Annotated in this window: 15 protein-coding genes; 3 read left to right on the plus strand and 12 right to left on the minus strand. The window is 56.1% G+C overall.

Annotation, left to right across the window (positions count from 1 at the left end):
* Positions 1-83: 83 nt before the first annotated feature.
* The 3 genes from AAFM46_RS15155 to AAFM46_RS15165 all read right to left on the minus strand — a co-directional run bounded on the left by AAFM46_RS15155 (position 84) and on the right by AAFM46_RS15165 (position 2,337).
* Positions 84-509, minus strand: a complete 426-nt coding sequence (locus tag AAFM46_RS15155; protein ID WP_343318645.1) for a DUF3151 domain-containing protein — start codon at positions 507-509, stop codon at positions 84-86.
* On the minus strand, positions 510-1,532 hold the full coding sequence (gene fbaA, locus AAFM46_RS15160; RefSeq protein ID WP_283529174.1) for a class II fructose-bisphosphate aldolase: 1,023 nt from the start codon (positions 1,530-1,532) through the stop codon (positions 510-512).
* A gap of 175 nt (positions 1,533-1,707) precedes the next feature.
* Positions 1,708-2,337 (minus strand): RNA methyltransferase, encoded by a 630-nt coding sequence (locus tag AAFM46_RS15165; protein WP_283530120.1) that lies wholly within the window; start codon positions 2,335-2,337, stop codon positions 1,708-1,710.
* Between the two features lie 148 nt (positions 2,338-2,485).
* Between AAFM46_RS15165 and AAFM46_RS15170 the strand changes: the two genes are divergently transcribed.
* Positions 2,486-3,280, plus strand: a complete 795-nt coding sequence (locus AAFM46_RS15170) for an HAD-IIA family hydrolase (protein WP_283529172.1) — start codon at positions 2,486-2,488, stop codon at positions 3,278-3,280.
* A gap of 22 nt (positions 3,281-3,302) precedes the next feature.
* Here AAFM46_RS15170 and AAFM46_RS15175 read toward each other — a convergent pair whose 3' ends face one another.
* Positions 3,303-3,782, minus strand: a complete 480-nt coding sequence (locus AAFM46_RS15175) for a hypothetical protein (RefSeq protein WP_343318647.1) — start codon at positions 3,780-3,782, stop codon at positions 3,303-3,305.
* A 342-nt stretch (positions 3,783-4,124) separates the two neighbouring features.
* Here AAFM46_RS15175 and phoA point away from each other — a divergent pair, with 342 nt between their 5' ends.
* Together phoA and AAFM46_RS15185 are read left to right on the plus strand one after the other, a co-directional pair.
* Positions 4,125-5,888, plus strand: coding sequence for an alkaline phosphatase (phoA, locus tag AAFM46_RS15180; protein WP_343318648.1), 1,764 nt, complete (start codon positions 4,125-4,127; stop codon positions 5,886-5,888).
* A gap of 116 nt (positions 5,889-6,004) precedes the next feature.
* Positions 6,005-6,514, plus strand: coding sequence for a GNAT family N-acetyltransferase (locus AAFM46_RS15185; protein WP_283529167.1), 510 nt, complete (start codon positions 6,005-6,007; stop codon positions 6,512-6,514).
* A gap of 30 nt (positions 6,515-6,544) precedes the next feature.
* Here the strand turns inward: AAFM46_RS15185 and AAFM46_RS15190 are convergent, their stop codons facing one another.
* The 8 genes from AAFM46_RS15190 to AAFM46_RS15225 form a co-directional block, all read right to left on the minus strand.
* Positions 6,545-7,171 (minus strand): thymidine kinase, encoded by a 627-nt coding sequence (locus tag AAFM46_RS15190; RefSeq protein WP_283529166.1) that lies wholly within the window; start codon positions 7,169-7,171, stop codon positions 6,545-6,547.
* 78 nt (positions 7,172-7,249) lie between these two features.
* Positions 7,250-7,816, minus strand: coding sequence for an orotate phosphoribosyltransferase (pyrE, locus tag AAFM46_RS15195; RefSeq protein ID WP_343318651.1), 567 nt, complete (start codon positions 7,814-7,816; stop codon positions 7,250-7,252).
* An 83-nt stretch (positions 7,817-7,899) separates the two neighbouring features.
* Positions 7,900-9,129, minus strand: a complete 1,230-nt coding sequence (gene manD, locus AAFM46_RS15200; protein WP_343318653.1) for a D-mannonate dehydratase ManD — start codon at positions 9,127-9,129, stop codon at positions 7,900-7,902.
* A 47-nt stretch (positions 9,130-9,176) separates the two neighbouring features.
* Positions 9,177-10,148, minus strand: a complete 972-nt coding sequence (locus tag AAFM46_RS15205; protein WP_343318655.1) for a sugar kinase — start codon at positions 10,146-10,148, stop codon at positions 9,177-9,179.
* A 7-nt stretch (positions 10,149-10,155) separates the two neighbouring features.
* On the minus strand, positions 10,156-10,812 hold the full coding sequence (locus AAFM46_RS15210) for a bifunctional 4-hydroxy-2-oxoglutarate aldolase/2-dehydro-3-deoxy-phosphogluconate aldolase (protein WP_343318656.1): 657 nt from the start codon (positions 10,810-10,812) through the stop codon (positions 10,156-10,158).
* Between the two features lie 5 nt (positions 10,813-10,817).
* A complete protein-coding gene (gene dgoD / locus AAFM46_RS15215; protein WP_283529156.1) occupies positions 10,818-11,966 on the minus strand; it encodes a galactonate dehydratase in 1,149 nt (382 codons plus the stop codon).
* An 11-nt stretch (positions 11,967-11,977) separates the two neighbouring features.
* A complete protein-coding gene (locus tag AAFM46_RS15220; protein WP_283529154.1) occupies positions 11,978-12,865 on the minus strand; it encodes a carbohydrate ABC transporter permease in 888 nt (295 codons plus the stop codon).
* Positions 12,866-13,801: a sugar ABC transporter permease gene (locus tag AAFM46_RS15225; protein ID WP_283529152.1), complete on the minus strand. Its 936-nt coding sequence runs from the start codon at positions 13,799-13,801 to the stop codon at positions 12,866-12,868. It abuts the gene before it with no gap.
* Between the last annotated feature and the right edge of the window lie 13 nt (positions 13,802-13,814).

A 13,814-nucleotide genomic window follows, 5' to 3' on the forward strand; every position in this document is an offset into this window, starting at 1 on the left:
ACCGAAAAAGCCGCCGTTTGCGGATTAGGCCACCCGTCGCAGGGTGGCCTAATCCGCAAACGGCGGCTTTTATGGAACGGACGCTACAGCGCAGCCTCGATCGCGACCCGGGCGGCCGAATCGGAGTCGTTGAGGAGCGTTGCAATCCGGGCAGCTTCATCCGCTTCTCCGATTGCACCAGCTGCACGGCCCAACGCATAGAGCGCCCGCAGAAATCCACGGTTGCCTTCATGCTCATACGGGACCGGGCCGGTTCCACGCCAACCGTTGCGGCGCAGTGAATCCAGGCCGCGGTGGTAGCCGGTGCGCGCATAGGCGTAGGACTCAATGGTGCGGCCTTCGGCATACGCCTCATCAGCCAAGATGGCCCACAAAAGCGAGGACGTGGGGTTCGCAGCAGCTAAATCAACCGCCTCATCCCCCGCATCCAAACGAGTCTGGACATCAACCTCGACCGGGAGCAGTGTGGGCTCCGGGCCAAGTAGGTTCCGGCGGAAATCATCGCTCATTTATTTGTTCGTCTTTCCTGCGGAGCCGAGCTGTGTAGCAGCCTCAACAACGCGTGCTGCCAAGCCCTTTTCGGCCGCTGCACCCCAGACGCGGGGATCGTAAGTCTTTTTATTGCCAACGTCACCATCAATCTTCAAGACGCCGTTGTAGTTGGTGAACATGTGATCAACTACGGGACGCGTGTAGGCGTACTGGGTGTCGGTGTCGATGTTCATTTTGATAACGCCGTAGGAGACAGCATCGGAGATTTCCTGCTCAGAGGAACCTGAACCGCCGTGGAACACCAGGTCGAACGGGTTTTCCTTGCCGATTTTGGCACCCACAGCGGCCTGGATTTCCTTGAGAATTTCGGGGCGCAGTTTGACGTTGCCAGCCTTGTACACGCCGTGCACGTTGCCGAAGGTCAGTGCTGTAATGTAGCGGCCGTGCTCGCCGGAACCCAGCGCGTCAATGGTGGCCAGTCCGTCTTCGATGGTGGAGTAGAGCTTGTCGTTGATAGCATTTTCAACGCCGTCTTCTTCGCCACCCACAGCTCCGATTTCAACTTCCAGGATCATCTTGGCGGCGTGCGTACGGGCCAGCAGTTCGCGGCCAATGCGGAGGTTTTCTTCAAGCGTCTCCGCTGAGCCATCCCACATGTGTGAGTTGAAGATGGGGTCACGGCCAGCCTTGACTTCAGCCTCAGAGGCTGCCAACAGTGGCAGCACAAAGCCGTCCAGTTTATCCTTGGGGCAATGGTCGGTGTGCAGTGCCACGTTGATGGGGTAATTCTTGGCAACTTCGCGGGCGAACGCTGCAAAGCCCAGCGAGCCGGCCACCATGTCTTTGACCCCGGCACCGGACCAGTAGGCGCCACCACCGGTGGAAACCTGGATGATGCCGTCAGTTCCGGCGTCGGCAAAGCCCTGCAGAGTTGCGTTGAGAGTCTGCGAGGATGTCACGTTGACCGCTGGGTAGGCGAAGCCGCCAGCCTTGGCGCGGTCGATCATTTCGGCATACTTATCCGGTGTTGCAATGGGCATTAAGAGCTCCTCTGGGCTGAACGGTTCAAAGAGGCTGACAACAGGTCAGCTCCCGCATGACTCCCCCCATCCTAGCCAGTGCGCCACCAGTCTGGCAGAACATGAAGCGGCGGTTGCGTCTGTGGGCTTGTTTATGTACGACGCCGGACCGGCTCACCCAAGGCGGCGGGCTGGCTTAGCCAACTGTTTGGTTGAACACGTGCCGGCGGATCCACGCATGCATGGCTATACCGGCTGCTGATGCCGCGTTGATTGAACGGGTGGACCCGAATTGTTCAATTGACAGGGTGGTTTCCGCCGCCGCATGCACCTCGTCGCTGAGACCCGGGCCTTCCTGGCCAAACACAAACACACAGTTGCGCGGCAACTCGTACGTTTCAAGTTTTTCCGAGTCGGGAAAGATGTCGATCCCTATGATCGCCAACCCCTCACCCCGAGCCCACGTAACGAAGTCATCCACGGTGGGGTGGTGACGGACGTGCTGGTAGCGGTCGGTGACCATGGCGCCGCGCTTGTTCCACCGCCGTCGTCCGATGATGTGCACTTCTTTAGCCAGGAAAGCGTTGGCAGTGCGCACCACAGTGCCAATGTTCATATCATGTTGCCAATTCTCGATGGCGACGTGGAAGTCATGACGCCGGGTGTCCAGTTCCGCAACAATGGCATCCATACTCCAATACCGGTACTGATCCAGTACGTTGCGGCGATCACCATCAGCTAGTAATTCCCGATCCCAATGCTCACCCTGTGGCAGCTCGCCTTCCCAGGGACCAACACCCACTTCATGGTGCAGTTCTAAATACACGGGCTCCGCGGAGGGATCAGAGGCGTCAGGGGCAGAATTTTCACCGGTTTTACTCACCACTCAACTTTACGCACACGGCCCACATATCGCGGCAACAGCACATTTCTCTGCAAGACTGGAACCCTCAAGCAGCAACTCAAGGAGAACCATGACTACGCAATCCAATCGCCAGCCCGCCGACATCGAATGCTGGCTCACTGACATGGACGGCGTTTTGGTCCATGAAAACAAGGCCGTCCCCGGAGCTGCCGATCTCATCCAGCGCTGGGTTGATACTTCACGACGCTTTTTAGTGCTAACCAATAATTCCATTTACACCCCGCGCGATCTTGCTGCCAGGCTAAAAGCTTCCGGGTTGGAGGTTCCGGAGGAGAATCTATGGACCTCTGCCCTAGCCACAGCGCAGTTCTTAAAGTCCCAGATGCCGCACGGACGCGCTTTTGTTATTGGTGAAGCAGGGCTAACCACAGCGTTGCACGAGGCCGGTTTCATCCTGACGGATCAGAAACCTGATTACGTGGTGTTGGGTGAGACCCGGACTTACTCCTTTGAGGCCATTACCAAGGCCATCCGACTCATAGTTGACGGCGCACGGTTCATTGCCACCAACCCGGACGCAACCGGACCTTCCCCGGAAGGCCCACTACCGGCCACGGGCGCAATCGCCGCGTTGATCACCAAGGCCACTGGTCGGGAGCCCTACGTTGTGGGCAAGCCAAATCCGATGATGTTCCGTTCTGCCATGAACCGGATCCAGGCACACTCAGAGACCACTGCAATGATCGGAGACCGCATGGATACCGATATCATCGCGGGCATGGAAGCCGGGCTCCACACGGTTCTGGTGTTCACCGGCATCACAGCACCCGAGGATATTGACGCCTACCCGTTCCGTCCGGACCAGACAATGAACTCCGTAGCCGATCTTCTAGACCACCTGTAAGCAGCCAGCTTACTGAGGTTCTTTAGAGTGCCGGTTTGAGCGAGTCGATGATGGCGCTCAGTGCCTCCTTGTTGCGTTCCCATTCCGTTTGCAGTGCCTCAACTGTCATCCTGTGCGAGATACCCGCATCGTCAAAAGCGACAAAGTACTCACCAGTGACGGCGCCCTTGTAGGTCTCGCAGGTGTAGCCATAGCTGTATCCGTACATGCCATCACGTTCCACGAGGGTGGGCTTGTGCGTGTAATTGAAGTCTGCAACACAACCAAAACCTGAGGTGGACCGAAAATAAACCAGGTCCTCTTGGGTGGCATCCACCTGTTTTTGGATGCCCGTATCTATGGCGTCGTGGATTTGGCGCTGTGTGAGCACTTGTCGGGGTTTTGCACCTGCCTCATACACCAACAGAGCCGTAGCGTCCTTGTCTCGGTTGATGGCATTGAACCGTTCTGCGGGTTTGCTGCCATCTTCCTTGATGACGGTGACGTTCTCGCCCGTTCGCACCCACCCTTGGGGGTATTGGAACGATGCTGCCAGCAAGCACCCAAGGAAGCACAGATTTCTTTTTCGGTGCGGGGAACAGCGGCCCCGGTGGCTGAACTGACATGTAGGAAATTCCTTAATAAATATAAGCCGAACGGACTGGCAACTTCCTCCACTGATCGTAGCGGCGGCAAAGTAGCCCGGCGATGGGGACAATAGCCCATCGGCTGCGTGCGCAGAAACGTCTACACCCCAGTGGAACACTATTTGTTCATCTCCGCTCTGCCCATAGTCCATGCCTTCGAAAACGTTTGTCTTTTTTGATCACGGAGAATTTATTGCGCAAATCTAAAGACAGACGGCATGAAAAAGTGCATCTTTTTGAAGGGACAAAACACAGTGCTTCACCAGAAACGTAAGTCCGTTACACGTCGCGGAACCGCGCAGATAGTGCTTGCTTGCGCAACATTGGCCATCCTGGCCTTGAGTTCTACTGCCCCTGCCAGTGCAGCTCCGGACGGTGACATCACAAGTCACGGAGGAGCCACCCGCGTACAAGAGAACCACGTCGAAAATCTGCAGAAGTCACTGGCTGAAGGCTCCGCCAAGAATGTCATCCTGATCATCGGCGACGGCATGGGCGACTCTGAAATCACTGCTGCCCGTAACTACATCCACGGAGCTGCTGGTACTTTTCCCGGCATCGACGCCTTGCCGTTGACCGGGCAGTACACCACCTATTCCCTGAACAAGGAAACGGGCGCACCCAACTACGTACCAGACTCAGCCGCCACAGGCACCGCGTGGGCTACTGGCACAAAGTCCTATAACGGTGCCATTTCAGTCGATGTCAATGGCGCTGCACAAAAGACACTGTTGCAGATCGCCAAGGATAACGGTTTGAAGACCGGGAACATCACCACCACAGCAATTCAAGATGCAACCCCAGCAGTTCAGGTAGCAAACGTCACCAGCCGCAGTTGCTTCGGCCCTGAAGCCACCAGCAAAAAATGCCCCGAAAACGCCTTGGAAAACGGCGGCAAAGGGTCCATCTCGGAGCAACTGCTCCAGACACGCCCCGACGTCAGCATGGGTGGCGGCTCCGAATCGTTCGACGAAGAAGCCAAGGGCGGTACATATGCCGGCAAGAGCTTGCTTGAGCAGGCCGGCGAGCGCGGCTTTAACGTAGTAACCGATTTAGCCGGAATGAACGGCATTAATTCCGCATCTACTGATGCACCCGTACTGGGTCTGTTCACCCCAGGCAACATGCCCGTCCGGTGGGAGGGCCCCTTGGCCACTCACACCGGAGGTGCCGAGGCTCCTGTCTCCTGCACCGACAACCCTGCTCGCACAGCCAACCTCCCCACGCTCAAGGACATGACAGCCAAGTCCATCGAGCTGTTGAAAGACGGCAAAAAGGGCTTTTTCTTGCAGGTTGAAAGTGGCAGTATTGACAAGCAGAACCATGCCGCGAACCCCTGCGGTCAGATTGGCGAAACCCTTGATTTAGATGAATCCGTCAAAACTGCAATGGACTTTGCCGTGGCCGATGGCAACACCATGGTCATTGTCACCGCCGATCACGCACACACCAGCCAGATCATTGCGGCAGGAAAAAACACTCCCGGCCTGACTCGCAGTCTGACCACCCTTGACGGGGAGACCATGACGATGAGCTACGGCACCGCTGAGGAAGGTAAGTCACAGGGCCACACCGGATCGCAGGTGCGCATTGCAGGTTACGGTCCCGGCTCAGTCCGCGTCATTGGATTCACCGATCAGACTGATGTTTTCTTCACCGTCAGCAATGCGCTTCAGCTCGATCCGGCAGCGACTTTACCAACACCAACGCCGAGTCCCACAACAGCACCCACAACAGCACCCACAACAAGCGAAACCCCACGCCCAACAGCACCAAACACAAAAGATCCTTCAGAAGGTGCCGGCGTTATTGTTCCTGGCGACAAGGACAACGGCGCTGCACCCGGTATCAGCAGCGGTTCCAATCCGCTCGCTGTTACCGGCGCTTCGGTAACGTTATGGATATTAATAGCTATGGCATTGCTGACTGGCGGCTTTTTTCTACGCCGACGTTCAGTTGGTTTGAGCCCAGCCGGACACTAAGTGAAAAAGTGGTGCCGGCTCCAGCTGATAACCAGCCGGATCCGGCACCACTTTGGCGTTAAGCTGGTCACCAGCACAATGAGATAAGGAAGTGCATCACGGGCGCTATCACCAGGTTGCTGGAACCAACTGACACGGCACAGCTCACAGAGCTTCTGGGCAGAAATCGGGAATTCTTGTGCCCGTGGGATCCACTGCGCGGTGATGATTTCTTCACTGTTGAGAAACAAACCGACATCACCCGCATAGCGCTGGATGCCTACAGCGCCGGAACCATGGTCCCTATGGTCATTCTCAACTCTGCGGGGGCTGTTGCAGGGCGGCTGACTATCAACGGCATTGTCCGCGGCGCCTTTGAATCGGCTGTTCTGGGCTGCTGGGTGAGCGAGAATGAAAACGGCTTAGGCCTGGCCACAGCGGCTGTAGCCGAAGCCGTAGAATTCGCAAGGACCCAACTCGGTCTGCACAGGCTACAGGCGGAGACCTTGCCCCATAACGTTGCCTCGCGAAAGGTCCTGGAGAAGAATGGTTTTAGCCAGTACGGCGTGGCCCCTGCGTACTTGAAAATTGCTGGCCGGTGGCAGGACTGCGTCCTCTTCCAGAGAATCCTGACGGCTTCGACATAGCAGCCGGCTGATAACTGCCGGGGCGGATGGTCAGGACCCCAGCTGCCCGCCAGACTCCTGCAAATAACAGGTGCCGCAAAGTGATTCGTACCAAACCTCAGAACCTTCAATGGCGACCTGTTCGCCGTCGAACACTATCTCCCCGCCAACACGACGGGTGTTGAACATAGCCTTGCGCCCGCAACGACAAATGGTTTTCAGCTCTTCCAGTGAGTGCGCAATTTCCAAGAGCCTGGCCGCTCCCGGAAATGCGCGGGTGCGGAAGTCCGTGCGGAGTCCATAGGCCAGCACGGGCACTCTGTCCAGCACTGCGATCCGAAACAAATCATCAACCTGGGCGGGGTCCAGGAATTGGGCTTCATCGATCAGCAGGCAAGCAACCGGCGCCAGCTCCACGTGTTTGAGGAGGGCATCAGGATCGTCCCCAATGACCCTCTCAGCAAATAACTCCCGCGCATCAGCGCCAGGGGGAATGACGAAATCAACTTCACGGCTGACACCCAAACGCGAAACAATCGAGTTCTCACCTTTGGTGTCCACACCTGGTTTAGCCAGGAGGACCCGCTGGCCACGCTCCTCGTAGTTAAACGCGGCCTGCAACAAGCCCGTGGACTTGCCTGAATTCATGGCACCGTGACGGAAATACAATTTCGACAAGACAGCCCTTTCAAAGGGTTACAAATTTCATGACGGCCGGGCTTGAATCTGCTCCGAAACCTCAGGGAGGTTGGGTCCTTAGTCCAGGCCGAGCTCGTCCTTGCCAAAGATGAACAGGTACGGGATGTTAGCTTCGGCTTCGATGCGCTCCTTGGCGCCAGTATCGCGGTCAACTATGACGGCAACCGCCTGAATATTACCGCCTGCTTTGCGCACGCCCTCAACAGCTGTCAACGCCGAACCACCGGTAGTAGAGGTATCCTCCAGCACCACCACCTTGCGCCCGCTAACCTCCGGGCCTTCAACCTGACGGCCCATACCGTAGGATTTCTGGGTTTTTCGGACCACGAAAGCGTCAATGTTGCGGCCAGCATCACCGCCGGCGTGCATTAGCGCGGTGCCGACTGGGTCTGCACCCATGGTCAAGCCGCCGGCAGTCTCAAACTCAATTCCGGCGTCGTCCAACATGGCCAACATGACCCGGCCAGCCAGGCGGGAAGCCTCGTGGTGGAGGGTGATGCGGCGCAGATCGATGTAGTACTCGGCTTCTTTTCCTGAGGAGAGAATCACCTTGCCACGAACAACGGCCAGCTCCTTAACAAGTTCTAGTAGGCGGGCACGGTCGGCGGCAAGAGTGGAAGTCATGACATCCATTCTAGATCGCAGCCCCACCGATCTTGAACGCCACGACAAGCCTTGAGTTGGCCGGTCCGGGCGCTACTGAGAGTTCACCAGTCGTGAACCGTGCCGTCAACGAGGCGGTTGTAGGGCAGGTAAGCCTGTTGATAGGGGAAAGCCGCAGCAGCTTCCTCGTTAAATCCCACACCTATACCAGGGGCATCTCCAGGGTGCAGATATCCATCCTTGAACGTCATGGACTGCTCAAAAACTTCGTTAGTGGCATCAGAGTGCTGCATATATTCCTGAATACCATAATTATGGATAGCCAAACCTACATGCAACTGCGCAGCAAACCCCACCGGAGAGATATCCGTAGGACCATGAAAACCAGACCTAATCTGATATTGTGCGGCGTAATCCATCACCTTCTTCAACGGCGAAATACCACCAAAATGTGTTGAAGCCGCCCGAACATAATCGATGAGCTGCTCCTTGATAATGGCCTGAAAGTCGTAAATTGTGTTAAATACTTCCCCAATCGCCAACGGTGTCGTCGTGTGTGAACGAACCAGACGCAACGCCTCCTGGTTCTCCGCCGGAGTGCAATCCTCAAGCCAATACAAATCGTATGGCTCCAAAGACTTCCCCAACTTCGCAGCCTGAATCGGGGTCATCCGATGATGACCGTCATGCAGCAACGGGATCTCCGGGCCAAATTCATTCCGAACCGCTTCAAAAACTGTGGGTATATGCCGCAAATAAGCCCGAGTATCCCAGTCCTCTTCCTGCGGATACGCGCCTCGCCCAGCAGGCTCGTAATCGTAACGCTCCCCCGACGCCTGAGCCTGCCCAGCAACACCATAAACGGCCTTGATGCCCGGGACCGCACTTTGAATGCGGATGGACTTATACCCCAACTCCAAATGCTCACGCACCGAATCAAAAAGCTGCGGCAGATCAGCACCAGAAGCATGCCCGTAGGCACGTAACCCGTTCCGGGAGGCCCCACCCAATAACTGATACACCGGCAACCCTGCAATCTTGCCCTTGATGTCCCACAAAGCCATATCAACAGCCGCAATAGCCGCCATCGTTACAGGACCACGACGCCAATACGAACTCCGGTAAATAAACTGCCACGTATCCTCAATACGATGCGGATCCCGCCCCACAAGCAGCTGCGCCACATGCTCCCTCAAATACGCAGCAACAGCCAACTCACGTCCATTCAAAGTCGCATCACCAATCCCCACGACACCTTCATCAGTAGTCAGCTTCAACGTGACAAAATTCCGACTAGGACTCGTAACAAAAATTTCCGCAGAAACAATTTTCACAAGGATTTCCTTCCAAAACTGTTGGTTAGTATTGGGCGCGACTGGGCTCAGCGCTCAGTTCCGCCTAGAAGCTGGTTGTTGAACAATTCAAGTTCGCTACGGCGCGGCAAACCTTCCCAGTCACCTTCGGTGCTCACAGCGAATGCCCCCATGATGGTCCCTCGTCGGAGCCTGTTCTCCACCGGCTCACCGTCGAGCAGCGCCGATAAGTACCCTGCAGCGAATGCGTCACCAGCGCCCACAGTGTCAGATGCCTGAACTTTCAAGGCATTTTGATGATGGAACCCGGCGGCTGAATACACGTCAGCGCCGTCGGCACCTAATTTTACGACCACTTCTTGAACACCGCCCTCTAGTAGTTCGTTGGCAATGCGAGGTACCAACGAATCGCTGGGATGCAATTCAGAGGACATTTCTGAGAGTAGATCCAATTCGTCATCTGAGGCGATCACTATATGTATATGTTGGATTAGTGAAGTAAGAACTTTCCTAGCGTGTTCCCGAGTCCAGAGTTTGTTGCGAAAATTCACGTCTAGGGAGACAACAACGCCGCTCTCGTAAGCACGTTGGGCAGCAAGTTGAACAGCCTGAAACGCTGAGGAAGACAGCGCTGGGGTTATCCCGCTCAAATGCAGAACCTTTGTTCCGGCCTCCAGCGCAGGCTCAAGATCCGCCCACCCAATCATTGAACCAGCCGAGTCGCTGCGGTAATAGAACGCCCTGCCAATGTCCGCTGTTCGTTGCTCGAGGAACATCACCCCTGTGCTTCTGTCCCCATCCCGACGCAAGCTTAGCTCCACAGATTCGCTGCGGAGCTGGCGTTCAATGAAGTCCCCCTGCGGATCCATCCCCACACATCCTGTCCACCTGACACAGTGTCCAAGCCGCGCCAAAGCGATAGCCACGTTTGATTCCGATCCGGCCGCATGCATGGTTAAAGTTCCGCCCTGGGCCAACGGACCACGGGAACGCAACGAAACCATTGTTTCGCCAAAGGTCAATAGCTCTACCGGCAACATGCCCGAATCATCCCTCGGCTGGTGAGTAGTCGGCGGCTTGGCGCAGATAGTCTCGCGCCCGTTCGCGCAGTTTATCCAGATTGCCAGTGCCCGATGCAGCGTCGCCCACGAGTGGGCTGCCAGGCCCCACCGCAACAGCTCCGGCATCCCAATAATCCTTGGCGTCGTTGGCCCCAACCCCTCCGACAGCAATTAGTGGCACGTCTGGGAAGGGGTCGCGGAGCGCTTTCAAGTAGCGTGGCCCGCCAACAGAAGCTGGGAAGAGTTTAACGAGAGTAGCTCCCCGGTTCATTCCTTCGAGCACCTCTGTGGGAGTAAATGCACCCGCAAGTACGGGTAAGCCACAACGCACAGCCGCACCAATAGACTCTGCGAGCGCAGGAGTGACAATAAATTGCGCCCCCGCGGCCACCACGTCAGCAACGTCGCGAATACTGAGCACGGTCCCGGCCCCAACTTGAGCCTCATCTGGAGCTGTTTCGCGGATGGCCGCTATGACATCCGCCGCGTTGGGCGTGGTCAGCGCCACTTCCACGTAGCGAAAGCCCTCTGCCATCAGTGAGAGAGCCGTCTGAACCGCCGCGTCACTGTCGGTGCCCCTGACAATCGCCACAAGTTTGGCGTCCCGCACTCCATTTAAAAACTCTTCAGGTGTTTGTCCCATGTTCCTCACCACTCCGCAAATGAGCCATCAGCGTGCCGCCACACGGGTCCACGCCATGCATGACCACGCTTGTCTGCCTCCCTGACAGCTTTCTCATCAACTTCAATGCCCAGCCCCGGGCCCAGTAGACGCTCAAAATGACCGTCTACAAACTTCAGCGGGGACTTGTCCACCACGTAGTCCAGCACTTCCGCCCCTTTGTTGTAATGAATACCTATGCTTTGTTCTTGAATCAGATAATTCGGTGTTGCGAAGCCAACTTGGAGACATGCCGCCAGAGCAATGGGGCCCAGCGGACAGTGCGGGGCCAATTGGACGTCATATACCTCAGCCAGTGCCGCAATTTTCCGTACTTCCGTTATGCCACCCGCGTGGGAAAGGTCCGGTTGTGCAACAGCGATTCCGGCTTGCAACGCCGGTAAGAACTCCTGCCGGCTGTACAGACGCTCGCCTGTGGAGACTGGGATGTTGGTGGAAGAGGTGAATTCACGCAGAAGGTGCGTATTCTCCGGCACTACGGGTTCCTCGAGGAAGAACGGTCTGTACGGCTCCAATAGCGGCGCCACCCGACGGGCGTTGGCCAAGGTGAATCGGCCGTGGAAGTCCACGGCTACGTCACGATGCTCACCCAAGACTTCCCGTGCCGCAGCTACTCGGCGGACCACTCCGTCGAGGTCAGCAACAGAACCGAGCGGACTCATGCGTCCGCTTGCGTTCATCTTCACAGCGGTCAATCCAACATCAATCTGCGCCTGAATAGACTCTGCAACTTCACCGGGCTCATCTCCGCCTACCCACCCATAGGCACGAATCCTGTCTCGGACATGCCCTCCCAACAGCTGGTGGACAGGAGTATTGAAATATTTACCTGCAATATCCCACAGCGCCTGATCCAGCCCAGAGACAGCGCTGGCCAAGATGGGCCCCCCACGATAAAACGAACCTTTCGTCATTACTTGCCAGTGGTCCTCGATCCGAAGCGCATCGGAACCGAGCAATATTTCTGAAAGTTGATCCACAGCGGTGCGCACAGTTTCGCTGCGTCCCTCGCAGGTAGCCTCCCCCCAGCCGACAATGCCATCTGCGGTCTCAACGCGGACAAACAGCCACCGCGGTGGGACCATGAATGTTTCAATTTTTACTATGCGGTTCACGAAGGCGCCTATCACTTGATGGCTCCGGCAGTCATGCCGGAGACGATGTATTTTTGCGTGAAGAGAGCAATGACCATGATCGGGACCGTGACAACGGTGGCCGCAGCCATAAGTCCGCCCCAGTCAATGCTGGCGTATGAAACAAAATCGAAAATGGCCACTGGAAGAGTCTTAGTTTTAGCGCCCGAGAGCACTAATGCGAACATGAAGTTGTTCCAAGAAAAGATGAAAGACAGGATTCCGGCCGTCGCCATGCCACCAACGGACAGCGGTAGCGTGATCCGCTGAAATGCACCAATGGGGGTCAGCCCGTCCACCTGGGCTGATTCTTCCAGTTCCAAAGGCATGGAGTCGAAGTAACTGATCATGATGTAAACAACCAAAGGCAGTGCCACAAACATGTGGCTCATGATCAGCACGGAGAAGCCACCAACCATGCGCAGGTTGGAGAAAACGTAGTACCAGGGCACCAGCAACGAGATTCCAGGGATGACACGGGCCATCAGAACTACCAACGCTGAACGATGCATGGTGAACCTACTCATGGCATAGGCCGCTGGAACACCCAAGACCAGTGACAACACAGTAGAGACAAGAGCAACCCAAAAACTGTTGAAAATGTAAACGAAGTAATTGTTGCGGGTCAAGACGTTGACGTAATTTTCCAAAGTTGGAGTGAAGAAGATCGTCTTTGTCGGGTCATAAATGTCCACATTTGTCTTGAGCGACGAAGCAACAAGCCAGCCGAGCGGCGCCAGCAGTGCTAACACGATCACGATCAGCGCTGCCACTCGGAATGCCGTGTATGCGCGTACACCTCGCGGTTTTTTGCGTTTGGCATTGCTTAAGCGTGCAGGCGTCACCACGGATTTGCCTTGGGGGATCACTGAATGCGCCATTTAGTTGTTTCCTTTCCTGCGCCGGGTCAGGATCCACATGAACCCGATGATGATCAAAAAGAAGATAATGAGCACTGCCGATGAAAGCCCATATTCGTTGTAGTCAAAGCTCAGTCCATAGGCATAGACGTTCAGTGTTTCGACCTCATGGAAGGAGCCGCCGCCTTTGCCTTTAGTGGCGTAGAGAATGTCGAAGGTTTTCAGTGCGTCAATACTGCGCAACAGTACGGCGACAATGACGGTTGTTTTCAACAGCGGCAGGGTCACGAAAAAGAAACGTTGCCAAGCATTTGCGCCATCTACACGGGCGGCTTCATCCGTTTCTTCGGGTAGCGACGTCAGACCGGCCAACAGAATGAGCACCACCATGGGCGTCCACTGCCAAATATCCATGAAAATGGTGGTTGGTAGTGCCGTAGCCTGGCCCGAAAGCCAGGGTTGGGCCGGGATGCCAAACCAGCCCAACATTTGGTTGGCGAAGCCCATATTCGGGTCAAAGATTAGCTTCCACATCATGCCCACGGCCACAGGTGTCGCCACCAGAGGCAGGAGGATAGCTACGCGAACCCACTTCTCGCCGCGAAAAGGCCGCCAGAGCAGCAGCGCGATCATCATGCCCACCACCATCTCCACCACGAGTGCTGTAACGGTGAAGTAGGCGGTTCTCCCAACAGCAGGCCAGAACCTATCAAAATCGGATAAGACCGTGAGATAGTTCCCGAACCCAATAAAATCCGACGGAGCACGCACTGAGCCACGCGAATCAGTCAGGCTCAGGTATAGGGTCCAAACGAGTGGGAAGACAATCAACAGTCCCACGAAGATCATGGCGGGCGATGCAAACAACCATTTACGGTGTTTGTTCGCCCAGTTGGAAAAGGCGCTGGACTGCGCCACGGTCCTTGGCCGTGCCTCGGACTTGGAAGAAACGGTCATGGTTCACCTAAGG

This window comes from Arthrobacter sp. TMP15 (genome assembly GCF_039529835.1).
In the GTDB taxonomy this organism is placed as follows: Bacteria; Actinomycetota; Actinomycetes; order Actinomycetales; family Micrococcaceae; genus Specibacter.